18 protein-coding genes are annotated in these 25,830 nt (G+C 66.3%); 11 read left to right on the plus strand and 7 right to left on the minus strand.

Annotated elements, in window-relative coordinates:
* Positions 1–51: 51 nt before the first annotated feature.
* The 3 genes from uvrC to E6C72_RS29150 all read right to left on the minus strand — a co-directional run bounded on the left by uvrC (position 52) and on the right by E6C72_RS29150 (position 4,076).
* A complete protein-coding gene (uvrC, locus tag E6C72_RS29140) occupies positions 52–1,926 on the minus strand; it encodes an excinuclease ABC subunit UvrC (protein ID WP_109865053.1) in 1,875 nt (624 codons plus the stop codon).
* Between the two features lie 124 nt (positions 1,927–2,050).
* Positions 2,051–3,106 (minus strand): GMP reductase, encoded by a 1,056-nt coding sequence (locus E6C72_RS29145; RefSeq protein WP_109865054.1) that lies wholly within the window; start codon positions 3,104–3,106, stop codon positions 2,051–2,053.
* Positions 3,107–3,260: 154 nt separating this feature from the next.
* Complete coding sequence (locus E6C72_RS29150) at positions 3,261–4,076, minus strand: DeoR family transcriptional regulator (RefSeq protein ID WP_109865055.1); 816 nt, start codon at positions 4,074–4,076, stop codon at positions 3,261–3,263.
* Between the two features lie 375 nt (positions 4,077–4,451).
* Here E6C72_RS29150 and E6C72_RS29155 point away from each other — a divergent pair, with 375 nt between their 5' ends.
* From E6C72_RS29155 to glpK, 10 genes are all read left to right on the plus strand, one after another.
* Positions 4,452–6,629 carry a methyl-accepting chemotaxis protein gene (locus E6C72_RS29155; RefSeq protein WP_109865056.1) on the plus strand — a complete coding sequence of 726 codons (2,178 nt, stop codon included), beginning with the start codon at positions 4,452–4,454 and terminating at the stop codon, positions 6,627–6,629.
* Between the two features lie 131 nt (positions 6,630–6,760).
* A complete protein-coding gene (locus E6C72_RS29160; RefSeq protein WP_158280245.1) occupies positions 6,761–8,506 on the plus strand; it encodes a glycosyltransferase family 61 protein in 1,746 nt (581 codons plus the stop codon).
* 352 nt (positions 8,507–8,858) lie between these two features.
* Positions 8,859–10,469, plus strand: a complete 1,611-nt coding sequence (glpD, locus tag E6C72_RS29165; RefSeq protein WP_109865058.1) for a glycerol-3-phosphate dehydrogenase — start codon at positions 8,859–8,861, stop codon at positions 10,467–10,469.
* The gene (locus tag E6C72_RS29170) at positions 10,466–11,569 is read left to right on the plus strand and encodes an ABC transporter ATP-binding protein (RefSeq protein ID WP_109865059.1); all 1,104 of its coding nucleotides are present in this window, start codon (positions 10,466–10,468) and stop codon (positions 11,567–11,569) included. Before glpD ends, E6C72_RS29170 begins: the two co-directional genes overlap by 4 nt.
* Positions 11,570–11,582: 13 nt before the next feature.
* On the plus strand, positions 11,583–12,659 hold the full coding sequence (locus E6C72_RS29175) for an ABC transporter ATP-binding protein (protein WP_109865060.1): 1,077 nt from the start codon (positions 11,583–11,585) through the stop codon (positions 12,657–12,659).
* A gap of 13 nt (positions 12,660–12,672) precedes the next feature.
* Positions 12,673–13,548: a carbohydrate ABC transporter permease gene (locus E6C72_RS29180; protein WP_109865061.1), complete on the plus strand. Its 876-nt coding sequence runs from the start codon at positions 12,673–12,675 to the stop codon at positions 13,546–13,548.
* 113 nt (positions 13,549–13,661) lie between these two features.
* Positions 13,662–14,414, plus strand: coding sequence for a carbohydrate ABC transporter permease (locus E6C72_RS29185; protein WP_109865089.1), 753 nt, complete (start codon positions 13,662–13,664; stop codon positions 14,412–14,414).
* A gap of 13 nt (positions 14,415–14,427) precedes the next feature.
* Positions 14,428–14,706, plus strand: a complete 279-nt coding sequence (locus E6C72_RS29190; protein WP_247876116.1) for a DUF2160 domain-containing protein — start codon at positions 14,428–14,430, stop codon at positions 14,704–14,706.
* A 128-nt stretch (positions 14,707–14,834) separates the two neighbouring features.
* Positions 14,835–16,598, plus strand: a complete 1,764-nt coding sequence (locus E6C72_RS29195; RefSeq protein WP_199228987.1) for an ABC transporter substrate-binding protein — start codon at positions 14,835–14,837, stop codon at positions 16,596–16,598.
* 276 nt (positions 16,599–16,874) lie between these two features.
* Positions 16,875–18,368 (plus strand): glycerol kinase GlpK, encoded by a 1,494-nt coding sequence (gene glpK, locus E6C72_RS29200; RefSeq protein WP_109865063.1) that lies wholly within the window; start codon positions 16,875–16,877, stop codon positions 18,366–18,368.
* Between the two features lie 176 nt (positions 18,369–18,544).
* On the opposite strand, the gene E6C72_RS29205 is transcribed toward glpK, so the two are convergent.
* The 3 genes from E6C72_RS29205 to E6C72_RS29215 form a co-directional block, all read right to left on the minus strand.
* A complete protein-coding gene (locus tag E6C72_RS29205; RefSeq protein WP_109865064.1) occupies positions 18,545–20,170 on the minus strand; it encodes a 3-(methylthio)propionyl-CoA ligase in 1,626 nt (541 codons plus the stop codon).
* Positions 20,155–20,631, minus strand: coding sequence for a MerR family DNA-binding transcriptional regulator (locus E6C72_RS29210; RefSeq protein WP_109865065.1), 477 nt, complete (start codon positions 20,629–20,631; stop codon positions 20,155–20,157). The genes E6C72_RS29205 and E6C72_RS29210 overlap by 16 nt, the downstream gene beginning before the upstream one ends.
* A gap of 89 nt (positions 20,632–20,720) precedes the next feature.
* Positions 20,721–22,370: a methyl-accepting chemotaxis protein gene (locus E6C72_RS29215; RefSeq protein WP_247876117.1), complete on the minus strand. Its 1,650-nt coding sequence runs from the start codon at positions 22,368–22,370 to the stop codon at positions 20,721–20,723.
* Positions 22,371–22,726: 356 nt separating this feature from the next.
* Here E6C72_RS29215 and E6C72_RS29220 point away from each other — a divergent pair, with 356 nt between their 5' ends.
* A complete protein-coding gene (locus E6C72_RS29220) occupies positions 22,727–24,427 on the plus strand; it encodes a glycosyltransferase family 39 protein (RefSeq protein ID WP_158280246.1) in 1,701 nt (566 codons plus the stop codon).
* 7 nt (positions 24,428–24,434) lie between these two features.
* On the opposite strand, the gene E6C72_RS29225 is transcribed toward E6C72_RS29220, so the two are convergent.
* The gene (locus tag E6C72_RS29225; protein WP_109865068.1) at positions 24,435–25,829 is read right to left on the minus strand and encodes a sigma-54 dependent transcriptional regulator; all 1,395 of its coding nucleotides are present in this window, start codon (positions 25,827–25,829) and stop codon (positions 24,435–24,437) included.
* Position 25,830 lies beyond the last annotated feature (1 nt).

Raw genomic sequence — 25,830 nt, forward strand, 5'->3', positions numbered from 1 at the left:
CCGCTCAATATTTGAACAATTCAAATTTGTGCCGGTCCGGCACCCTAATGCCTATCCATGGAAATGTTCGTAAAGTCTTCGCGCAATGGCTTCGCTGATGCCGGGAGTGGCCTCCAGATCCTTCAGCCCGGCCGATGCGACGGCGGTGGCGCTGCCGAAATGATGCAGCAGTGCCTTCCTGCGGGCCGGGCCAATGCCGGGAATGCCGTCGATGCGGCTGTGCGACATCGCCTTCATGCGGCGGGCCCGGTGGCTGTCGATGGCGGTGCGGTGGGCCTCGTCCCGCAGCCGTTGCAGGAAATGCAGCACCGGATCGTTGGGCGTCAGTGTCAGCGGCGGTTGGCCGGGGCGGAAGAAGCGCTCGCGCCCGGCGTTGCGATCCGGACCCTTGGCGATGGCGACCAGCGGGATGTCGGTGATCTGCAGCATCGCCAGTTCGTCCTTCACCGCGTTCAACTGGCCGAGGCCGCCGTCGATCAGCACGAGGTCGGGCCATTGGCCGGAATCCCGGCCGGACCCGCTGCTGCGGTGGAAGCGGCGGGTGAAGGTCTCGCGCAGCATGGCGTAATCGTCACCGGCCGCCTCGGGATCGCGGATGTAGAAGCGGCGGTAGGCATTGCGCTGGAACCCGTCCGGGCCGGCCACCACCATGGCGCCGACAGGGAAAGCCCCCTGGATATGTGAGGTGTCGTAGATCTCGATGCGGCGCGGGGCGGCGCGCAGGCCAAAGACACGCGCCACCCCGTCCAGCAGCGCCGCCTGGGTGGAGCGTTCGGCCAGCCGGCGGCCGAGCGCGTCACGGGCGTTGGTCTGCGCATGGTCGACGGCGCGGCGCTTGGGGCCGCGTTTCGGGCATTCCACGATGACATGGCGGCCGGCGGACAGGCTCAGCGCCTCCTCCAGCAACTCCGGAGCTTCCAGCGGATCGCTCAACAGCACCAGGGCCGGCGGCGGGGTGTCGGCATAGAGCTGGGCGGCGAAGGCGGCGAGGATGTCGCCGGGCTCCTCCTCCGCGTCGATGCGGGGGAAGAAGGCGCGGGTACCCTGGTTGCGGCCGCCGCGGAAGAAGAAGGCCTGGACACAGGCGGCACCGCCCTCGCGATGCAGGGCGAGCACGTCGGCATCGCCCAGCGTGTCCTCCAGATTGATGTCCTGACGGCTCTGCAGCGCGGTCAGGGCGCGGATGCGGTCGCGCCAGCGGGCGGCGTCCTCATACTCCAGCCTGTCGGAACAATCGGTCATGTGGCGGGCGAATTCCGCCTGCACCTCGGCGCTGCGGCCGGACAGCACGTCGCGCACGCCCTGGACCTGGGCGGCATACTCCTCTTCGTCGACACGGCCGACGCAGGGGGCGGAGCAGCGCTTGATCTGGTGTTGCAGACAGGGCCGGGTGCGCGAGGCGAACACCCCGTCGTCGCAGCTGCGCAGCAGGAAGGCGCGTTGCAGGGCGGCGATGGTCATGCCGACAAGATGCGGCGAGGCATAGGGGCCGAACAGGTCGGAATCGCGGCGATTGCCTTTCCCTGACGTTCCGCGGCGCTCGGCGCTGCCGCGGTGCTGCATCAGGCGCGGGAAGTCGTGTCCCTTCCCGATCACGATGTAGGAAAAGGATCGGTCATCCTTCACCAGGATGTTGAAGGGCGGCAGCAGGCTGCGGATCAGGTTGGCTTCCAGCAGCAGCGCCTCGGCCTCGGTATGGGTGGTGACGAACTCCATGGCACGGGTCAGCGACACCATCCGCCGGGTACGGTTGGGCAGCCCGTCGGTCCGGGTGTAGCTGGCCACCCGCCGTTTCAGGTTCTTCGCCTTGCCGACATAAAGGACCGACCCGTCGGCCGCCAGCATCCGATAGACGCCGGGCGTGTCCGGCAGGGTCGGCAACTGGGCGCGGATGACATCCGCTCCGCTGCCGGGCACCCCGTCCATAAGCTCTCTCGTTCCCGCAAAGATCCGATTCGCCGCTTACCCAAGCAGTAGAACGGAACGGGACCAAGAGACAAGAATCGGGCGAGCTTCCCGGCAGGGACCAGCCATGCGGCCGGGAGACCGGTCAGCCCCCGAACACGGTGTTCAGCTGCGCGCCGACGCGGACGAAGGTGGTGCGTTTCGGCACCTCCTTCAGCCGGGTGGCCCCGATGTAGGTCATCATGCTGCGCACGCCGCCCATGATCTCCTGCATCGTGTTCTCCACCGGGCCGCGGTAGGGAACCTCGACCGTCTTCCCTTCCGAGGCGCGGTAGGAGGCGACGCCGCCGGAATACTTGTGCATCGCGGTGTCGGACGACATGCCGTAGAAGGTCATGGCGACCGGTACGCGGTTGCCGTCGCGGTCCTCGTAACGGATCTCGCCCTCGCACTCGTCATGGCCGGCCAGCATGCCGCCGAGCATGACGAAGTCGGCGCCGGCGCCATAGGCCTTGGAGATGTCGCCCGGCACGGTGCAGCCGCCGTCGCCGCAGACCTGGCCCTTCAGCCCGTGGGCGGCGTCGGCGCATTCGATGATGGCCGACAGCTGTGGGTAACCGACGCCGGTCATCTTGCGGGTGGTGCAGACCGATCCCGGCCCGATGCCGACCTTGACGATGTCGGCGCCGGCCAGCAGCAGCGCCTCCGTCATGTCGCCGGTGACGACGTTGCCGGCCATGATGACGGTGTCCGGGTTCTCCTCGCGCAGGCGGGCGATCACCTCGACGAAGCGCTCGGTATAGCCGTTGGCGACGTCCAGGCAGATCTTCCCCACCGGCGCCTTGGCCTTCACCGCCTGGAACTTGTCATGGTCGGCGTCGGCGATGCCCATCGAATAGAAGACGTTGGACAGGATGGCCGACTCCGCTTCCGCCCGGAAGAAGGCGGCCAGTTCGTCGGCCTTGTAATGCTTGTGCAGGGCGGTCATCGCGCCGAAGCGCGACAGGGCGCGCGCCATGCCCATGCTGCCGGTGACGTCCATGTTGGCGGCGATCAGCGGGAAGCCGGTCCAGTCGCGCTGGGTGTGCAGGAAGGTGAAGGTCCGGTTGACATCCACGTCGTTGCGGCTTTGCAGCGTGCTGCGCTTCGGCCGGATCAGCACGTCCTTGAAGTCGAGCTTGAGGTCGCTTTCGATGATCACCGCACACCTGCTCATATCTGTTGGCCGGGCCAACCTGTTGCACAAGGCCCAACATCACAGAGTGGAGGTGAGACCCGGCTTCGGCAAGCGACATCGGGGCCGTGGAGGCGGGGGCCGCGTTTGAAGCTGTTTCGCCGAAACCGGGGGGATCCCGTCAGTCCTCCGTGTCCTCGCCGTCGCCGTTCGCCGCGTCGCTGCCGTCGGCGACATGGACCTGGCAGTCGGCGTTGCTCAGCACCTCCATCAGCTCGGCCGGCGGCAGGCGGTCGGTGAACAGCGCGTCCAGCACGCTGACGTCGGCCATACGGATCATGGCGTTGCGGCCGAATTTGGTGTGGTCGGTGACCAGAAAGACCCGGCGCGAGCTTTCGATGATGGCGCGGGCGACACGGACCTCCTGTTCGTCGTAATCCAGCAGGTCGCCCTCGGAGTCGATGCCGCTGATGCCGATGATGCCGATGTCGACCTTGTAGCGGCGGATGAACTCAACGGTCGCCTCGCCGATGATGCCGCCGTCGCGTTCGCGGACCAGGCCGCCGGCGATGGACAGCGCGAAATTCGTGTTCTTGTGCAGGATGGTGGCGACGTTCAGGTTGTTGGTCAGCACCCGCAGCCTCTTGTGGCCGAGCAGGGCCTGGGCCACCGCCTCCGTCGTCGTGCCGATGTTGAGGAAGAGGGAGGCGTCCTCCGGCACATGGCGGGCGACCAGTTCGGCGATGCGGCGCTTTTCCTCCGCCATCAGGGTCTGCCGGGTGGAGTAGGCGATGTTCTCGACGCTCGACGGCACGGTAACGCCGCCGCGGAAGCGTCGCACAGCGGATTGGCCGGCCAGATGTTCGATGTCGCGGCGGATGGTCTGCGGCGTGACGTCGAAATGCTCGGCCAGCCACAGGATCTGCACCATGCCCTTGGCATGCACGAGAGCCACGATTTCCTGCTGGCGGCGTTCGGCGTCCAGGCGCGCATCCATCGGGGGACTGTCTCCGGTCTTTCAAGGACGTTTGGGAAGGGGTGTCAGTGGATCAGATGCGCGGAATGGGTCAATGCGAAAATGGGCCGTTCCTGCGGGAACGGATCAGGCGGAACGAAGGTTTCGGCCGTCCGGCGGACCTGCAATCCCGTGGGCTGATATGTACGCTGGATATTGTTGGCGACACAAGCATGTTTCTTTACGAAAATAAACGCGCATGATATGAGATGACCTGAGCGGTTACGACATCCACCAGCGGGCACCCAGTCCAATCAGGGTTTGCCGCGACTGACGGTTGTCACCGCCATCCTTCAAACTCGTCGTGACGCTTAACGGTCCGGCTTGCCGACAAAAGATTACCTTTAGGAGAGGAACATGACGCGACTGACGCCAGCCGGGGAGCGGCTCGGCATTCGGCTCGGCATTCAGGGGCGGCTGTTCCTGGCCTTCGGCGGGGTGGCATTGCTGGCTGCCTTCGCCAGCGTGATGGCGTGGTGGTCGCTGACCGAGACCGGGCGGTCGATGGGCCAGATCGGCCGCAGCAGCGTGCCGGCCATCGTCCGTTCGCTCAATCTGGCGAAGGACAGCACGGCGATCGCCGCCGACGCGCCGGCGGTGGCGGCATCGCGCGATGCGGCGGAGCTGACGGAGCGGATGGACGGCCTGACCAAGAGGCTGGCGGAGCTGCGCGATCGGATTTCGGCGATGCGGGTTCAGGCGGGTGGGGGTGCCGGAAGCATGTCGGCCGATGCCGACGCGGTCGCCGGGCTGGCGGAGCGTATGGGCGCGGCACTGGACACGCTGGGCAAGCGCACCGCCGAACGTCTGGCGCTGGAGGACAAGCTCAACACGCTGGTCGCCGACGCGGTGATGGCGCACGAGGACTTCACCGAACTGGTGGCGCCGCTGCTGGAGGTTTCGACCCTGTCGGTCAACAATGTGGTGGGTGATCTGGCCGCGGCGCAGGCGGTCGATACGGCCACCGGACTGGGCCGCCGTCTGGCGCAGGAGGAACTGCCGGTCATCACCCAGCTGATGAACGTGCAGGCCAACGGCAACCTCGCCTTCGGCATGATCGCCGCCGCGTCCAGCGTGCCTTACGGGGCGACGCTGAACAACATCCGCTCGAAGTACAACTGGGCTCTGCTGCGTGTCGACAACGCCATCGGCGCCCTGCCGAAGGACAGTCCCGACCGGCCGTCGCTGGTCAAGGCGCGCGACGGGCTGGCTGCCTTCGGCGGCGGCGCCGGCAGCGTCTTCCGCCTGCGCGACGATCAGGCGCGCATCACCGCCGACATCGAAAGCGCGCTGGCCGAAACGGTGCGGCTGACCACGGAGTTGAACGGAACCATCGATACGGTGGTCGCCCATCAGCAGGAGCGCACCGACGCCGATGTGACGCGCACCGAGACGGCGATCTCCGGGGCGGTCGCCATTCAGGGCGGGGCCGCGGCGGTGGTGGTGGTGTCGAGCCTGCTGATCGCGTGGTTCTATGTGCGCAACCGGCTGACCCGCCGGCTGCTGCGGGTGATCGACGCCATGCGCGCGGTCGCCAGCGGCGATCTGGCGGTCGACGCCACGGTCGGCGGGCGTGACGAGATCGCCGAGATGGCGGGGATCGTCGGCGTCTTCCGTGACAAGAGCGCCGAGATCGCCCGTTTGCAGGAGGAACAGGATGCGATGAAGCAGGCCGCCGATGCCGAGCGGTCGCGCACGATCCAATCCATCACCGCCAGCATCGAGGCCAGCGTGAAGGAGGCGTCGCGTCACATCGCCGCCGCGTCGGCCGACATGCGCGAGGCATCGGAAGGGATGTCGGCCACCGCCGAGCAGACCTGCCGCCGGATGACCGACGTGCGGTCGGCGGTCGCCGATACCGCGACCAATGTTCAGACGGTGGCCGCGACCGCCAGCCAGCTGTCCGCGTCGATCGGCGAGATCACTCGGCGGGTCGGCGATTCCAGCCAGATCGCCCGTGGCGCGGTGCAAGAGGCGCGCAGCACCAACGAACTGATGGTGGCGCTGGCCGCCGCCGCGCAGAAGATCGGCGACGTGGTCGGCATGATCAACGCCATCGCCGGCCAGACCAACCTTCTGGCCTTGAACGCCACCATCGAGGCGGCACGGGCGGGGGAGGCCGGACGCGGCTTCGCCGTGGTGGCCGAGGAGGTGCGCAGCCTTGCCGGCCAGACGGCCAAGGCGACGGAGGAGATCGCCCAGCAGGTCCAGGCGGTGCGCACGACGGCGCAGGGGGCGGTGTCGGCCATCGACGACATCGGCCGCACCATCAGCCGCATCGACGAGATCACCGCCATGGTCGCCGCGGCGGTGGAGGAGCAGTCCGCCGCCACCGACGAGATCGCGCGCAGCATCAACCACGCCTCCGATGCGGTGCAGAGCATCGCCGACACGGTGGTGTCGGTGGACGACGCGGTGAACCGCACCGGCAGCGCCGCGGCCCAGGTGGTGGACGCCACCCGCGCGCTTTCGCAACGGTCCGAAAGCCTGAGCGACGATATTGACCGCCTGCTGGGCCGCATCCGCGCGGCGTGAGCGGCGCAAGATTCTGCCGACCGGTGCCCCGTATCCATGATCGGGGCACCGGTCGAGCCATATTCCATAGCGCTCGACAATCGGGGTAAGGTGCGGGGCAGAAGCAAGCCTTTGTATCATCGGAAATGATCTTGAACCCGACCGATCTCGTGACTCGCGCCATCGCACACCATCAAGCCGGGCAGTTGGGCGAGGCCGAGCGGCTCTACGAAACCGCATTGTGCCTTTCGCCTTTCGATTTCAATGCTCTGCATTGCCTGGGGCTGGTGCGCTGGCGATCCGGGGATCCGCAGGCTGGTGCTGCGCTGATGCAGCGTGCGGTTGCCGTCAACCCGTTCTTCGACGCGCCTTTCATCAATCTGGGCAATCTGTACCGCAGCCTGGGCCAGCCGGAAACGGCGGCCGGGTTCTATGAGCGTGGCGTCGCGGCCAATCCCGGCTCCGTGCCCTTGCGCGAACTCTATTGTGCCCAGGCGCTCGACTTCGCTCTTGCGGCTCATCATCGGAACGACGTGGACTCTGCCGGAGCCTGGCTTCGCACCGCTCTTCTCGGGCTCGCCGGTGCACCGACCATGAATCAGTTTCTCTACGACCTGTTCGAGCGGCACATTCGGATCGCTTTGCTGACGGAGCATCGCGAACTGGCCGAAGCCTGCGTCCGGGTAAAGAACCGCTATGATTTTCGCGCCGTGGCGGAAAGCGACATCGACATTTTCACGGTCGATATTCACGAATTTCCGGATTGGTGCGCCGCCGCCGGACTGCCTGCCCGCATCTGGCAGGCCGATGCCCAACCCGTGCCGCAGACGGCCTACGACGAGTATCCCGCTTACCTGCACTGCCATCTGGACGGGCTGCCGGCTCTTGGCGCGGCTCCGGTCGGGGTTGCGTTCGACGCCAGAATCGAGGTGATCCAGGGATTTTACGTCAAGGACAACTTCGAGAGCTTCATCCTTGCCGATCGCCGGCACATGCTTCGCGAGAGCCAGGACAGTGTGGTGAACGGCGCCACCGTGCCGCTGGTCGGGGTGACGCCCGGGCTGGTGAGTGGAGCGATCCGCCTGCCGCGTCCGCTGTACCGTGTGGTCGACATTCCGGAACCCGCGATCTTCGTGCGCTCGACTCCCAATTACTGGCATTTCATGGTCGACGTGCTGCCCATGCTGATCGCCTGTACCCGGATTCCGGAGGCGCAGGATCTGCCGGTCATTCTGTTCGACGTGCGTGAATATCAGTATGAGATGCTCGAACTGATCGGCATCCGGCGCGAACGCATCGTCGATATGCGCCACACCCTTGGCCAGGAAGGCACGTTCTCGCTCTACCGCTTCGATCGGGCGGTCGTGCCGTCGCCGGTCTCATATCCCGTCGCGTATCGCTGGCTGCGCGAGGCGATGCTGGGACGGGTCCGACCCGGGCGCGGTCCGTTGCCCAGGCGCGTGTTCCTGTCGCGCCGGAACTCGTATCCAAAACATCGCATCGCCAACGACGCGGCAGTGGGCGACCTGCTGGCCGCTTACGGTTTCGAGGTGGTCCCGCCGGAGTCGCTGAACGTTTTGGAAACGATCGAGCTTGTTGCGCAGGCGGAGATCGTGGTCTCCCCCATCGGTGCCGGTACCTCCAATCACGTCTACCTGCCGCCCAACGCCACCTGGATTCATCTGAACAACCCCGACTTCTTCCATCCAGAGTCCTCCTGGAACATCCAGATGGGAACGCAGGCCACGCTGATCGGGCATTTCAGCCAACTGACCGGCAGCTTTACCGGCGACTCCGTTGACTATTCGGACCGTCTGGTCGATCGGCTCGATGTGCCGGTCGATATCGATCTTGCCGCTCTGGCCCGTCTTGTCGAGGAAGCGATCGCCCGCCTGTAAAGGATCGAACGTCTTCTGTTCGCTAGACAACGTCTGGAAACTGCCGCTGGAGCGATGTTGCGGCTGACGGGAAAGCTCCGGCACGGGTTTTGGCAAGCCTGATGCGCCGCGCGCACAGGCCGCTTCCCTGCCTGTCGGGGTAGTCCCTTGGTGTCTGAAGAACCGTCGGAATCCTTGCAGTGCCCGGCTTCGCAACTCGATTTCCGATAGGAAAGATGCCGGATCCGGCGTAGCCTCTAAAATATGGTCAGCTGAACAAACATTTTCCTTTTCAAACGCGAACGAACATTCTATGTTCCGAAACGAAAGCGGCCGGGTTCGCAAGGAACCGGCGCGGTACGGAGAGGAACCCATGGTAAACGCGAGCCCTGCAGGAACGGACGGCCGGCTCGGCGGGACCGATGCGGCGGTGACCGACCTGCTGATCGTCGGCGGCGGCGTGAACGGGGCGGGCATCGCCCGCGATGCGGTCGGGCGCGGGATGTCGGTGGTGCTGTGCGAACAGGGCGACCTTGCGGGCGCCACCTCGTCGGCCAGCACCAAGCTGATCCACGGCGGCCTGCGCTATCTCGAATATTACGAATTCCGTCTGGTGCGCGAGGCGTTGCAGGAGCGCGAGGTTCTGCTGCGCGCCGCTCCGCACATCATCTGGCCGCTGCGCTTCGTCCTGCCGCACGACAGCAGCATGCGCCCGGCCTGGATGGTGCGCATCGGCCTGTTCCTTTACGATCATCTGGGAAAGCGCAAGCTGCTGCCGGGGTCGCACGGCGTCGACCTGACCAGCGCGCCGGCCGGAAAGCCGCTGTCGGGCGGCTTCACCAAGGCGTTCGAGTATTCGGACTGCTGGGTGGAGGACAGCCGGCTTGTCGTGCTGAACGCGATGGACGCGCGGGCCCGTGGGGCGGAGATCCTGACCCGCACCCGCTGCGAGAAGGCGGAGCGGCGCAATGGCCTGTGGGAAGCGACGCTGGTGGACGTGAACACCGGCGCCACCCGCGCCGTCCGCGCCCGCGCGCTGGTGAATGCCGCCGGTCCCTGGGTCCGCGAAATGATCGCCAAGCGAACCGGTGTCACCGTCGACAAGTCGGTTCGTCTGGTCAAGGGCAGCCACATCGTCGTGCCGAAGATGTATGAGGGCGATCACGCCTACATCTTCCAGAACGACGACCGCCGCATCGTCTTCGCCATTCCGTACGAGCGTGATTTCACCCTGATCGGCACCACCGACCTCGATTACTCGGGCGATCCCGGCGCCGTGGCGATCAGCCAGGACGAAATCGCCTACATGTGCCGGGCGGTCTCGCGCTACTTCGCCAAGCCGGTGCGCGAGAGCGACGTGGTGTGGACCTACAGCGGCGTCCGGCCGCTGTTCGACGACGCCAGCGGCAACGCCTCGGCCGTCACCCGCGACTATGTGCTGGAGATGGACGAGCCGGCCGGCGACGCGCCGATGCTGTCGATCTTCGGCGGCAAGATCACCACCTTCCGCCGGCTGGCGGAGGAGGCGACGGAGAAGCTGGGCAAGGCGCTGGGCAAGGGCGGCATCACCTGGACTGCCGATGTGGCGCTGCCCGGCGGTGACATCGCCGACGCCGATTTCGCCGGCTTCTTGGCCGACCTGAAGCGGCGGAAACCCTGGCTGCCCGATGCGCTGGCTCTTCGTCTGGCGCGGGCCTACGGCACGCGGGTCGAACGGCTGCTGGGCGACGCCAAAGGACTGGCCGATCTGGGTATCGATTTCGGGGGCGGCGTCTTTGAAGCCGAACTCGACTATGCCGTGCGGGAAGAGTTCGCGATGACCGGCGACGATTTCCTGTGGCGGCGTTCCAAACTTGGGCTGCACCTGGACGCTGCGATCCGGGAGGCCATCGGCGGCTGGTTCGACCGCCGCCGCGAAGCGACGGCCAACAGGGACGCGGGCGAAAACGCCTCCGCTCTGCGGTCGATGGGAGGAATGCGGTGACACTCACACTGGAAGGCGTGGCGAAGCGCGTCGGCGCCGAGCAGCATCTCCACCCCGTATCGCTGGAGCTGCAACCCGGCAGCTTCAACGTCCTGCTGGGGCGGACGCTGGCCGGCAAGACGACGCTGATGCGGCTGATGGCCGGGCTCGACGCGCCCAGCGCCGGGCGCGTGCTGGAGACCGGCAAGGACGTGACCGGCACGTCGGTCCGCCACCGCGACGTGGCGATGGTCTATCAGCAGTTCATCAACTATCCGGCGATGACGGTCTACGACAACATCGCCTCGCCGCTGCGCCGTCAGGGCAAGGACCGGGCGGAGATCGACGCCAAGGTGCGCCGGACCGCCGCCATGCTGCGGATCGAACCCTATCTGGACCGGCTGCCGGCCGAATTGTCGGGCGGCCAGCAGCAGCGCTGCGCGATCGCCCGCGCCCTGGTGAAGGGCGCCGGCCTGCTCCTGCTCGACGAGCCGCTGGTCAATCTCGACTACAAGTTGCGCGAGGAGCTGCGCGCCGAACTGCGCGACATCTTCGCGGATGGCAAGACCACCGTCGTCTATGCCACCACCGAACCGCAGGAGGCGCTGATCCTCGGCGGCAACGTCACGGTCCTGCACGAGGGGCGGATGCTGCAGACCGGGGCGACCGGCGATGTGTTCCACACGCCGAAGTCTCTGGAGTGCGCGCAGGTGTTCAGCGATCCGCCTATGAACGTGATGGACGCGATCCTGACCAACGACCGGGTTGCACTGTCGGACGGCACCAGCCTGCCGCTGTCGGCCCATGACCGCAACCTGCCGGCCGGCCCCTGCAAGGTCGGCATCCGGGCCAACCACCTGACGGTGCTGAGGCGCAGCGAGCGGCTGGTGCCGGTCAAGGGCAAGGTTGCCCTGTCTGAGATCAGCGGGTCGGAGACCTTCGTCCATCTGCGCCACGGCGACACCACGCTGATCGCGCGCGAGGAGGGGGTGCACAGCCACCCGATCGGCAGCGACATCCAGGTCTATGCCGATCCGGACCGCATCTTCGTCTTCTCCGCAGCCGGCCAGCTGGTGGCGGCACCCAATTGGCGGCGCGGTGCGCTGCGCAACATCGCTTAAGGGGGCGGGAGCGATGGCGACCATCCAATTCGACAATCTCGGCCATTCCTATCACCCGCATCCCACCCGGCCTGAGGACTACGCGCTCCGCCGCCTGTCGCAGGAGTGGGAGGACGGCAAGGCCTATGCGCTGCTGGGGCCGTCGGGCTGCGGCAAGTCCACGCTGCTGAACATCATCTCCGGCCTGCTGGTGCCCAGCGAGGGACGGGTGCTGTTCGACGGGCTGGACGTGACCCGCTGCACGCCGGAAGAGCGCAACATCGCCCAGGTGTTCCAGTTCCCGGTCATCTACGACACCATGACGGTGTACGAGAACCTCGCCTTCCCGCTGCGCAACCGCAAGGTTCCGGAGGCGGATGTCGACCGTCGGGTGAGGCAGGTTGCCGAGGCGCTCGACCTGACCGCCGACCTGAAGAAGCGCGCCCAGCGGCTGACGCCGGACGCCAAGCAGAAGATCTCGATGGGCCGCGGCCTCGTGCGTTCCGACGTGGCGGCCATCCTGTTCGACGAGCCGCTGACCGTCATCGACCCGCACACCAAGTGGATCCTGCGCCGCAAGCTGCGCCAGATCCACGAGGAATACCGCCTGACCATGATCTACGTGACCCACGACCAGGTGGAGGCGCTGACCTTCGCCGACAAGGTCGCGGTGATGTATGAAGGCGCCATGGTCCAGCTCGGCACCCCGCAGGAGCTGTTCGAGAATCCGCAGCACACCTTCGTCGGCTATTTCATCGGCAGCCCTGGCATCAACCTGATGCCCTGCACGCTGGGCAACGACCATGCGCTGGTCGACGGCATCGCCATCCCGCTGCCCGACCGCGCCGTTCCGACCGTGGGCGGCAAGTTCGAGCTGGGCATCCGTCCGGAATTCCTGGAGCTGACCCGCAGCGGCAGCGCCGGAGCCATCCCGGTGCAGGTCACCGGCGTCGACGATCTCGGCACCTCCAAGCTGGCGACGGTGCGGCTGAACAGCCACACCTTGAAGGTGCGGCTGAGCGAGGAGCAGGAAATCCCGGCGCTCGACGCCGCCATCCGTTTCCCCAGCCGGTGGACCAAGCTCTACCGCGACAGCCATCTGGTCGGTTAAGGAGGCACAAGCCATGGATAAGGTCCAGGACAACCGGGCTTGGTTCCTCATCATCCCGGTCTTTCTGATCGTCGCCTTCAGTGCCGTGGTGCCGCTGATGACGGTGGTCAATTATTCGGTGCAGGAGATCTTCGGCCCCGGCCAGACCTTCTTCGTCGGCACCGAATGGTTCACGGCGGTGTTGAAGGACGACCGGCTGCACGATGCGCTGGTCCGCCAGATCATCTATTCTCTGGCCGTGCTTGCCATCGAGATCCCCTTGGGCATCCTGATCGCTCTCGGCATGCCCGGCGGTCGCAGCGCTAAGACGTCGCTGACGCTGGTGCTGCTGGCACTGCCGCTGCTGATCCCGTTCAACGTGGTCGGAACCATCTGGCAGATCTTCGGCCGCGGCGACATCGGCCTGCTGGGCGCCACCTTCCGCGCCATCGGCATCGACTACAACTACACCAACAATTCGCTGGACGCCTGGCTGACCGTGCTGGTCATGGATGTCTGGCACTGGACCAGCCTGGTGGCGCTGCTCTGCTATGCCGGCCTCCAGTCGATCCCGCCGGCCTTCTACCAGGCGGCCAAGATCGACGGCGCGTCGAAATGGGCGGTGTTCCGCTATATCCAGCTGCCGAAGATGCGCGGCGTCCTGATCATCGCGGTGCTGCTGCGCTTCATGGACAGCTTCATGATCTACACCGAGCCGTTCGTGCTGACCGGCGGCGGCCCCGGCAACTCCACCACCTTCCTCAGCCAGTATCTGACGCAGATGGCGGTGGGCCAGTTCGACATCGGCAAGGCGGCGGCCTTCTCCATCGTCTATTTCCTGATCGTGCTGCTGTTCAGCTTCATCTTCTACACGATCATCACCAACTCCGGATCGGGAGAGAAGAAATGAGCAAGGCTGCGGTTCTCGCTCCCGGTTCGCTGGCGGCCCCGGCAAACGTCCGCCGCTCCTCGGCGCGGGTCTCCAACAGGACCATCGTCCTGGTCTGCTACATCATCTTCCTCATGCTGCCCATCTACTGGATGGTCAACATGTCCTTCAAGACGAACGAGGAGATCCTGGCGGGCCTGACGCTGTATCCGCACAACCCGACGCTGCGCAACTACACCATCATCTTCACCGATCCCAGCTGGTACAGCGGCTACATCAACTCGATCTATTATGTGACGCTGAACACCATCATCTCGCTGACGGTGGCTTTGCCGGCGGCCTACGCCTTCTCGCGCTACCGCTTCATCGGCGACAAGCATGTCTTCTTCTGGCTGCTGACCAACAAGATGGCGCCGCCGGCGGTGTTCCTGCTGCCCTTCTTCCAGCTGTACCAGACGGTCGGGCTGTTCGACACGCACATCGCCGTGGCACTCGCCCACTGCCTGTTCAACGTGCCGCTCGCGGTCTGGATTCTGGAAGGCTTCATGTCCGGTGTGCCGCGCGAGATCGACGAGATGGCCTACATCGACGGTTACAGCTTCCCGCGCTTCTTCGGCACGGTGTTCCTGCCGATGATCCGGGCCGGCGTCGGCGTCACCGCCTTCTTCTGCTTCATGTTCAGCTGGGTCGAGCTGCTGCTGGCCCGCACGCTGACCTCGGTCGACGCCAAGCCGATCGCCGCCACCATGACCCGCACCGTCAGCGCGTCGGGCATGGACTGGGGCCTGCTGGCCGCCGCCGGCGTGCTGACCATCCTGCCGGGCGCGCTCGTGATCTGGTTCGTCCGCAACTACATCGCCAAGGGCTTCGCCCTGGGCCGCGTCTGAGGGAGATCGCGTCATGGATATGGAATGGATGGCGTGGACCACGCCGACCGCGGTCTTCTTCCTGTGCATCGCCCTGATGCTGGCCGGCATGACGGTTTGGGAGGTGGTGTCGCCGACGGTGGAGGCCAAGGGCTTCCTGCCGATGCGCACCACCCGCGGCGACCGCCTGTTCATCGGCCTGCTCGGCAGCGCCTTCATCCATCTGGGCTGGCTCGCGGCGACCGAGGCGTCGCTGTGGGGCGCCTTCGCGGTCTCGCTGGTCTGGATCGCCCTGGTCATCCGCTTCGGGTGAGGGGGCCGGATTTCAAAGGAATTCGTCGTCGCCGTCCAGGCGGCCGATGACGAGGTGAGCGGCTGTTCCGCCGGTAAGAGCAATACGAAACGTCAACCCGACACCAAGTCGATCAAGTGGGAGGAACCATGCTTCAGCAACAGACTCTTCGGCGTCGTCTGACCGGGGCCGTGATGGCCGGTGGCATCGGCGTTCTGCTGGCGATGGCCTCGGCGGCCCCGTCCGCCGCCATGACGCCGGAGCAGGAAGCCGTCGCCAAGCGGATCATCGAGGAACTCCAGCCCTCCACGCTCTCCAAGGACGAGCAGATGAAGGAGCTGGAATGGTTCGTGAAGGCGGCCGAGCCTTTCAAGGGCATGGACATCAACGTCGTCTCCGAAACGCTGACGACGCACGAATTCGAATCGAAGACGCTCGCCAAGCTGTTCAGCGAGCTGACCGGGGTCAAGATCAAGCATGATCTGATCCAGGAAGGCGACGTCATCGAGAAGTTGCAGACCCAGATGCAGTCGGGCCGCAACGTCTATGACGCCTACATCAACGACAGCGACCTGATCGGCACCCATTTCCGCTATGGCCACGCCATCCCGCTGTCCGACTTCATGTCGGGCGAGGGCAAGGACGTCACCCTGCCGACGCTGGACGTCAAGGACTTCATCGGCACCAGCTTCACCACCGGTCCGGACGGCAAGCTCTACCAGCTGCCCGACCAGCAGTTCGCCAACCTCTACTGGTTCCGCGCTGACTGGTTCGCCCGTCCCGACCTGAAGGAGAAGTTCAAGGCCAAGTACGGCTATGACCTGGGCGTCCCGCTCGATTGGTCAGCCTATGAGGACATCGCCGACTTCTTCACCAACGACGTGAAGGAAATCGACGGCGTCCGCGTCTACGGCCACATGGATTACGGCAAGAAGGATCCGTCGCTCGGCTGGCGCTTCACCGACGCTTGGCTGTCGATGGCCGGCGCCGGCGACAAGGGCCTGCCGAACGGCAAGCCGGTGGACGAGTGGGGCATCCGCGTCGAGGGCTGCCGCCCGGCCGGCGCCTCGGTCGCCCGCGGCGGCGACACCAACGGCCCGGCGGCCGTCTATTCGCTGAACAAGTACATCGACTGGCTGAAGAGGTACGCTCCGCCCGAGGCGGCCGGCATGACCTTCTCCGAAGCCGGTCCGGTGCCGGCGCAGGGTGCCGTCGCCCAGCAGATCTTCTGGTACACCGCCTTCACCGCCGACATGACCAAGCCGGGCCTGCCGGTTGTGAACGCCGACGGCACGCCGAAGTGGCGCATGGCCCCCTCGCCGCACGGCCCGTACTGGGAACAGGGCATGAAGCTGGGTTATCAGGACGTCGGTTCCTGGACGCTGCTGAAGTCCACGCCGCTGGAACGCCGCAAGGCGGCCTGGCTCTACGCCCAGTTCACCGTGTCGAAGACCGCGTCGCTGAAGAAGACGCTGGTCGGCCTGACGCCGATCCGCGAAAGCGACATCAAGTCCGACGCGATGACCCAGGCGGCGCCGAAGCTCGGCGGTCTGGTCGAGTTCTACCGCAGCCCGGCCCGCGTCGCCTGGACGCCGACCGGCACCAACGTGCCGGACTATCCGAAGCTGGCCCCGCTGTGGTGGCAGAACATCGCCGAAGCCGTGACGGGTGAGCGCACCTCGCAGCAGGCGATGGACAATCTGGCGGAGCAGATGGAGCAGGTGCTGGCCCGCATGGAGCGTGCCAACATCGGCGGCGACTGCGCCCCCAAGCTGAACCCGAAGAAGGATCCGAAGGAGTGGTTCGCCGCCCCCGGCGCCCCGAAGCCCAAGCTCGACAACGAGAAGCCGAAGGGTCAGACCATCGCCTATGACGACCTGCTGAAGGCGTGGAAGGAAGGCCGCGCCCAGTAACGGCGACGGCATGACGGTTCTTCCTCCCGGCACTTCGTCCTGGTTGGGCCGGGGGTGAACCTCGGGGCGGCGGGAAGCCGTCGCCCCGTTTTTATTTCCCTGAAGATTCCCTCTCCCCCTGGGGAGAGGGTTAGGGTGAGGGGGATGCACTGCGTGGGTTTCGTTTATTGAAACCGCTTTGCATTCCTTGAAAAATCACGCCATGCGTCCCCCTCACCCCGACCCTCTCCCCGGGGGGGCGAGGGGGAGACGCGCGATAATTGGGGGACACGCAGCATGACCAAGGCCGGCCACATCCTCGCCATCGACCAGGGCACCACCTCGTCGCGGGCGATCCTGTTCGACGGCCGGGGGACGCCGCTGGCCGAAGCGCGGCGGGAATTCCCCCAGCATTATCCCGGCGACGGCTGGGTGGAGCATGATCCGGCCGACATCCTGCGAGACGTCCGCACCGTGGCACGCGAGGCGGTTGAGAAGGCCGGAATCGATGCGTCCGCCATCGCCGCTATCGGCATCACCAACCAGCGCGAGACCTCCGTGGTGTGGGACCGCGCCACCGGCGAGCCGATCCACCGCGCCATCGTCTGGCAGGATCGCCGCACCGCCTCCCTCTGCCACGATCTGGTCACTGCCGGCCATTCAGAACTGGTGCGATCCAAGACCGGCCTGCTGATCGACGCCTATTTCTCAGCCACCAAGATCGCCTGGATCCTCGACCATGTGCCGGGTGCCCGCGCGCGGGCCGAGCGGGGCGAGCTGTGCTTCGGCACCATCGACAGCTTCCTGATCTATCACCTGACTGGTCGGCAGGTACATGCGACCGACGCGACCAACGCCTCGCGCACCATGCTGTTCGACATCCACGCCCAGGATTGGGACGACGAGTTGCTGGCGCTGTTCCGCGTGCCGCGCGCCATGCTGCCACGGGTGCTCGACAGCTCCGACGATTTCGGCGCGACCGAGCCGGAGTTGCTCGGCCGGCCGATTCCGATCGCTGGCGTGGCAGGCGACCAGCAGGCCGCCGCCTTCGGGCAGGCCTGCCTGACACCGGGCATGGCGAAGTCGACCTACGGCACCGGCTGCTTCGCACTGATCAACACCGGCGAGACGCCGGTGGTATCGAAGAACCGGCTGCTGACCACCGTCGCCTACCGGCTGAACGGCAAGACCGCTTACGCGCAGGAAGGCTCGATCTTCGTGGCCGGTGCCGCCATCAAGTGGCTGCGCGACGGCATCGGCATCATCACCCATGCCAGCCAGACCGACGACATGGCGACCCGCGTTCCCGACAGCCACGGCGTTTATTTCGTCCCGGCCTTCGTCGGGCTGGGCGCTCCGCACTGGGATCCGGAGGCCCGCGCCGCGATCTTCGGCATGACGCTGGACGTCGGCCCCGCCCATATCGCCCGCGCGGCGCTGGAGGCGGTGGCCTTCCAGACCCGCGACCTGATGGAGGCGATGGCCGGCGATTGGGGCGGCACCATCAACGCGCTGCGCATCGACGGCGGCATGGCCGCCAACGACTGGCTCTGCCAGTTCCTCGCGGATCTGCTGAATATGCCGGTCGAACGCCCCAAGGTGATCGAGACGACGGCGCTGGGTGCCGCCTGCCTCGCGGCGCTGAAGGTCGGCGTGTTCGACGGGCTGGAGTCGGTGTCCGACGCCTGGCGTAGCGAGCGCCGATTCGAGCCGCGCATGGAACAGGGCAAGCGCGACCGCCTTTACGGCGGCTGGCGCGACGCCGTGGCGCGGGTGCGGTCGGAGCGATAGACAGGCCTGTTGGCGTGAATTCGCAGAGTTTCTGGCGCAGACGGGCAAGTCGTCCCAGTCACCCGCCGGTACTCTGACTTCGGTTGCGCGCTCCTCCCTCGGGTGCGTCGTCCTTGCTCTGCCAGCGAGGACACTGGGCCGGACGGTTCATTCCGTCCGGCCCGTTTCTTTTCCGGTCACACTCCTTGGCGGTCGGTCAGCATGTGACGGATCTCGCTCTTCAGCAGCTTGCCGGTGGCGGTGTGGGGCAGGGCGTCGACGAAACGGACATCGTCGGGGATGCACCATTTCGCCACCTTGCCGTCGAAGACCGCCAGCAGTTCCTCACGGGTGACGGAGGAGTCCGCTTTGCGGACGACGACCAGCACCGGGCGTTCGCCCCACTTCTCGTCGGGCACGGCGACGGCGGCGGCTTCCTGGACACCGGGATGGCCGACGGCGATGTTCTCCAGATCGATGGAGCTGATCCACTCGCCGCCCGACTTGATGACGTCCTTGGTGCGGTCGACGATCTGGACATAGCCGTCGGCGTCCATCGTCACCACGTCGCCGGTCTCGAACCAGCCGGGAATCATCTGGTGGGATGGGCTGTCCACCACGCCGAAATAGCCGGAACAGACGGTGGCACCGCGCACCAGCAGCCGGCCGAAGCTGAGGCCGTCGCGCGGCACCTCGTTGCCGGAGCCGTCGACGACGCGGAATTCGACGCCGCAGATCGGCCGGCCCTGCTTTGCGGCCAGCGCCACCGATGCCTCGGCATCCAGCCCACGATGCTTGCCCTTGGGCCGGTTGGCAAGGGCCAGCGGGCTGGTTTCCGTCATGCCCCAGGCGTGCAGGACCTCAACCCCCATCTCGGCGAAGCGCTGGATCATCACCGGCGGACAGGCCGAACCGCCGATGGCGATGCGGCGCATCGTCGTCAGCTTCTTCCTGTTGGCGTCCAGCCAGTTCAGCAGCGCCAGCCAGACGGTGGGCACGCCGGCGCTGTTGGTGACCTTCTCGGTCTCAAACAGTTCATACAGGCTGGCGCCGTCCAGCTTGCCGCCGGGGAAGACCAGCTTGGCGCCGACCATCGGGGCGGCATAGGGCACGCCCCAGGCATTGACGTGGAACATCGGCACCACCGGCAGCACCACGTCCGACGCCGACAGGCCGAAGACATCCGGCATGCAGGCGGCCATGGCGTGCAGATAGGCGGAGCGGTGGCTGTACAGAACGCCCTTCGGGTTGCCGGTGGTGCCGGAGGTGTAGCACATGCCGCAGGCGGCATTCTCGTCGAGATCCGGCCAGTCGAAGCCGTCCGGCTGCTCGGCCAGCAGGTCCTCGTAGCAGAGCAGGTTGGGCAGGCTGGAGGCCGGCATGTTGGCGCGGTCGGTCATCACGACGATGCCCTTCAACCCGGTCAGTTCGTGGGCGATGCCCTCCAGCAGCGGCACGAAGGTCAGGTCGGTGAACAGCAGCCGGTCTTCGGCATGGTTGACGATGTAGGCGATCTGCTCCGGGAACAGGCGCGGGTTGATGGTGTGGCAGACCATGCCCGAGCCACCGATGCCGTAATAGCATTCCAGATGGCGGTAGCCATTCCAGGCCAGCGTGCCGATGCGGTCGCCCGGCTGCATGCCGAGTGCGGCCAGCGCGTTCGCCAGCTTCTGGGCGCGGACCCAGGCGTCGGCGTAGGTGTAGCGGTGGATCGGCCCCTCGGTGGTGCGCGACACGATTTCGGTGTCGGCATGGTAGAGCGCCGCGTGACGCAGGATCGACGTCACCAGCAGGGGGCCATTCATCATCATTCCGCGCAGCATCGTCTCACTCCCTGTTCGGTCGCTTCTGGTTTTGGGCCATCCGGTTTCGGGCCCTCTGGTCCTATGCCGTCGTCATGCGTGCAGGTGGCGAGCCGCCGTTCCGCGTCGGCTTCCATCGCCTTCAGTTCGCCGATCACGTCGGTGATCTCGGCCTGCAGTCGTTCAAGTTCATCAAGGCGGGCGCGGATCTTGCGCAGCCCGTCGCGGTATTGTCTGGCGCTGGGCCGGCCGGAACGGTAATGGGCGAGATATTCGGCGATCTGCTCCAGCGAAAAGCCGACCCGGCGGAATTTCAGGATCAGAATCAGCCGCGCGCGGTCGCGGTAGGTGAACACCCGCCGTCCCCCGGCACGCTGGGGCGTCAGCAGCCCCTTTTCCTCGTAATAGCGCAACGCCTGCGGCGTAAGGTCGAACTCCGCCGCCAGTTCCGTCACGCCGTAGACCCGATTCCGTTCGGCCATGGACAATCCCCTGCGCCAGCGATTTCGCCATGGGCGCAGGGGGAAGTCAACGTCAATGAGCTAAAGCGCACTTTAGATAGGATAATCGATCATCCCGCGCGGACCTGGGTCAGGAAGCGGTCCACCTCGTTGCTCAGCGTATCGGTGTGGCTGGACAGCTCGCGGACCGAGGTCAGGACTTCGTAAGCCACCTTGCCGCTCTGGCTGGCGGCTTCGTTGACGCTGCCGATGCTGTCGGAGACGGTCTGGGTGCCCTGGGCGGCCTGCTGGATGTTGCGGCTGATCTCCCGGGTGGCGGCCCCCTGTTCCTCGACCGCCGAGGCGATGGAGGTGGCGACCTCGTTGATGTGGCCGATGACCCGGACCACCTCCTGCAACTCGCCGACAGTTTCGCCTGTCATCGACTGGATGTCGGCGACCTGGAGGGCGATGTCGTCGGTCGCCTTCGCCGTCTGGGTGGCGAGCGCCTTCACCTCCGAAGCAACCACGGCGAATCCCTTTCCGGCGTCGCCGGCGCGGGCGGCCTCGATGGTGGCGTTCAAAGCCAGGAGATTGGTCTGGCTGGCGATCGAATTGATCAGCTCGACCACTGCGCCGATCCGCTGCACCGCCTGGGCCAATCCATCCACCTTGGTGTTGGCGCGCTCGGCGATCCCGGCGGCTTCACGGGCGATGTCCGAAGATTGGCCGACCTGCCGGCTGATCTCGCCGATCGAACTGCTCAGCTCCTCCGTGGCGGCCGCGACGGTCTGGACGTTGGACGATGTCTGTTCCGTCGTCACGGCGACGTCGCTGGCCAGCCTGCCGGCCTGGTCCGCCGCCTGGGTCACGGCGGCAACCCGGCTTTCCATCCCGGCGGCTTCCTTGACCACGGCATGGATGACGCCGCCCACCGCCTGCTCGAACCGGTCCGCCAGATCGGCGATGGCGCGGTGCTTTTCCGCTTCGGCGCGGCGGGCCTGTTCAATCTGCCCGGCTTCGAGCCGCTGCTTGGCCAGCGCGTTCTCCTTGAACACCTGGGTGGCCCGGCTCATGTCACCAAGCTCGTCGCCGCGGCTGGCTTCCGGGAAGGTGACGGTCATGTCGCCATCGGCCATTGCCCGCATGCGCCCGGCCAGCGAGCGGATGGTGGAGCTGATGTTGTGCCCGACCAGCGCCAGCAGGATGACCGCCGGCAAGGCCAGAGCCACGATGACGCCAAGCAGGGTCCAGAGTTGCGACAGAAAGGCGGCCCACAGATCGTCGATGAAGATGCCGGTGCCGATGAAGATCCGCCATGGCTCGAATCCCTTCACATAGGCCAGCTTGACCGCGGTTTCGGTGCCGCCGACGGTGCGGGGCCAGTCATAGGCGTAAGTCCCCTCTCCCTTGCTCTTCACGATGTCGATCAGCGCCGGGATGACCGGGACGCCCGCCGCGTCCTTGATTCCGGAGACGTCCTTTCCCATCAGCGCCTTGTTGATATGCGCGAATCCGACATTGTCGTAGGTGTGGGCGAAGAGATACTCCTCCCCGCTGTAGCGGATGGCGAGGAAGGCCTCCTTGAAGCGTGCCTGGGCCTCGTCACGGCTCAACTGCCCGGCCGCGACCTGGCTTTCGAATCGGGCTGCCATGCTGTGTCCGGCCTCGACCATGAAGCGCAGCGCATCGACGCGGTCCTGATACATGCGATTGTAGCTGAGATAGAGCCCGGCACCCGCGATCGCCATGCAGGCAAGGCTGGCGGTCGCCACCAGCATGAGCAGTTTCGCGCGGATTGAAAAAGAAGTTCCGGTCATTGACCACCACCTTTCGGCGCATTGCGGGCGCCTTGTCGTGCAGCATGTTCTGCTGGAAGTTATCCTATGAGTATTGAACGGATTTCCTGAAGGGAGGCCGCGATACGGTGTCGCATGGGGATATGAGGTTACCGCCGTTCGGCGAATTGAATATTTGAGATAATTTAGCGAAGTCTGGTGTTTGTATCTGTGCCGGCTTTCATCAGATTTTGCCTTCAAGCCGTTGGGACGCAGCCCCAGGCTGATGGCAGAGATTTCACATGACAAGCTGCCGCTGCCGGTGCTCTTTCTGCCGGCGGATTGTGGAGGAGTGTCGCTTGACCGGGAGGACCAGCCTTTTGCGTCGGCTGATCGGCAGGTCGTGGGATCTTGCCGCGGCGTTGGGATTTCTGGCCCTGCTTGTGCTGGTCGCCGTCACCTTCCGTCATTATGGCATCTCCAACGACGAGGAGGTGCAGCATGTCTATGGCGCCAAGCTGATCGACTGGTATCGCAGCGGCTTCACCGACGATTCAGCCTTCACCTACAAGAATCTGTATCTCTATGGCGGGCTGTTCGACATGGCGGCGGTGGCATTGGCACCACTGCTGCCTTTCGACCCCTACGAGACGCGGCACCTGCTCTGCGCCCTGATCGGGGTGGCGGGGATTGCGGTGGTCTGGGCCGTGGGGCGCCGGCTGGCCGGGCCGCGGGCGGGGTTCCTCGCCGGGGCATTGCTGGCGCTGTGCGGTCCCTGGTATGGCGGGCTGTTCAACCACACCAAGGACGTCCCCTTTGCCGTGCTGATGATGGCGGCGGTGGCGCTGCTGATCCGGCTGATCGGGCAGATGCCGCGGCTGCGCGTGTGCACCGTATTGGGTTTCGGCGCCGTCATTGGGCTGGCACTGGGCATCCGGGTCGGGGCGCTGCTGCTGGCCGGCTACGCGGGGGCGGCGCTTGTGGGGTGGCTGCTGGCGGGGAGCGTTTCCGTGCCCCGGCTGCGCGAGGCCGGGCGGGGAACGCTGCGCCTGCTGCCGGCGCTTCCTGTTGCTTACGGACTGATGGCGGTCTTCTGGCCCTGGGCGGTGCTGGAGCCGCTGAACCCGTTGCGGGCGCTGGCCGATTTCTCGCATTTCCACTACCCGATCCGCACCCTGCTGGGCGGCACCGAATATTGGATGTACGAGGTGCCGCGCAGCTATCTGGTCTGGTATCTCGGGATCAAGCTGCCGCTGGTGATGTTGGGCGGGGCGACGCTGGGGTTGCTGATCCTGCCGGGGACCATGCATCGGAACCGGCAGGCCGGTGGGGAGGGGGTGACCCGGGCGGTCGGCTGTGGGCTGGTCGCGCTGGCGGTGCTGTTCCCGGTGCTCTGGTTCACCGTCACCCATGGGCCCGGTTATACGGCGATCCGCCATTTCCTGTTCGTGCTTCCGCCGCTGGCGGTGCTGGGCGGCATCGGGCTCGACCGGCTGATCGTTTGGGCCGGCGCCTGGAGGTTCGGCGTGTCGCAGCGCACCGGGCGCGGGGTGTCGGCCGCCGTTCTGGCAGGCCTCGCGCTGGCGCTTGCTCTGGCGCGCGAGGCGATGGTCCTGGAGGCGCTGCACCCCAACGAGTACGTCTATTTCAACGAGTTGGTCGGCGGTGTCGCCGGTGCCGTGCGCAAATACGATGTCGATTACTGGGCCAACAGCCTGCCGGAAGCGGTGGAGGATCTGTCGGAAGTGATCGCCGCGGAGGAGGCCCGCACCCACCATCACCGCAGCTACAGCGTCGCCGTCTGTGCTGAACCGCTGGCCTTCGAAAAGCTTGCGCCGGCCAACCTGCATTGGGTCACCGACTGGCGCAAGGCGGACTTCTTCATCGCGCCGACGCAGGAGGATTGCGACACGCTGATGACCGGCCCGACGGTGGCGGAGGTTGAGCGTGCTGGTGCTTTGCTGGCGGTGGTGAAGGATCTGCGCAAGCCGCAGGATCCCGCCGAAATGGTCGAGGTGGCCCGCCTGCGCACCGGTCGCCAGCAGCGGCATTGGTGGTAACTGCCGCTCACCCCCGCGGCAGGTAACGGGTACGGTCCAGGCCGTGGCGGGCCATCTTCTCGTTCAGGGTGCGGCGGGGGATGTCCAGCAGGTCCATCACCGCCTTGATGTCGCCCTTGCAGCGCTCCAGCGCCTGTTCGATCGCCCGTTTCTCGAAAGCGTCGACCTGATCGGCCAGGGCGCGTGGCGCCGTCGCACCCTCTCCGCCGACCGGGCGACGGCGCAGAAGGCCGGCAACGCCGCTGCGGCCGACCGACAGGACATGGCGTTCGGCCAGATTGCGCAGTTCACGCACATTGCCGGGCCAGTCATGGGCCAGCAGGGCGTCGAGGTCGGCCGCCTCCAGCGGACGCGGTTCCCGGCCGTGGCGGGCGGCGAACTCGGCGGCGAAATAGTCGAACAGCAGCGGAATATCCTCCGTCCGCGCCCGCAGAGGCGGGATGTGCAGTTCCGCGACGTTCAGGCGGTAATAGAGGTCGCTGCGGAACCGCCCCTCCTCGCTGAGGTCGAGCAGGTCGATCTTGGTCGCCGCCACCAGCCGCAAGTCGACCGCCACCTGCTTGTTGGATCCCAGCCGTTCGATGGTGCGTTCCTGGAGCGCGCGCAGCAGCTTGACCTGGATGGCGAGCGGCATGCTCTCGATCTCGTCCAGGAACAGGGTGCCGCCGCTGGAATGCTCCAGCTTGCCGGCGCGGCGCTGGGTGGCGCCGGTGAAGGCGCCGGGCTCGTGCCCGAACAGCTCGCTCTCCGCCATGCTGTCGGGGATGGCACCGCAATTCACCGCGACGAAGGCACCCTTTTCCCCGCCCCTTGAGCCTCTGGGGCCGAAATCATGCAGGCAGCGGGCGACCAGCTCCTTCCCCGTGCCGGTCTCGCCATGGATCAGCACGCTGGCGCTGGTGGCGGCGAGGTCGATCAGGTCGCGCCGCAGCTCGGCGATGGCGGGGGAGGTGCCGATCAGCCGCGTCTCGATCCCACCGCCGGCGGTGCGGCGGCGCAGACCGCGATTCTCCAGCACCAGACGCCGCTTCTCGGCCGCGCGGCGGAGGACGGCGACCAGATGGTCAGGTTCGAAAGGCTTCTCGATGAAGTCGTAGGCGCCGCGCCGCATCGCCTCCACCGCCAGCGCCACGTCGCCATGGCCGGTCACCAGAATCACCGGCAGGTCGGCGTCGCGCTCCAGCGCCCGTTCCAGCACCGCCATGCCGTCCATCCGCGGCATCCGCACGTCGGTGACCAGAACGCCGGGGAAGTCGGGCGACAGCAGGTCGAGCGCCGGCTGCGGCGTCTCGAACCCCTGCGCGGCGAAACCGGCCAATTGCAGCCACTGCGTCACCGACAGGCGCATCGCCAGCTCGTCGTCGATGAACAGGACGGGGGTGGCGGACGGATCGGTCTTCATC

The sequence above is a fragment of the Azospirillum sp. TSH100 genome (assembly GCF_004923295.1).
Taxonomy (GTDB): Bacteria; Pseudomonadota; Alphaproteobacteria; order Azospirillales; family Azospirillaceae; genus Azospirillum.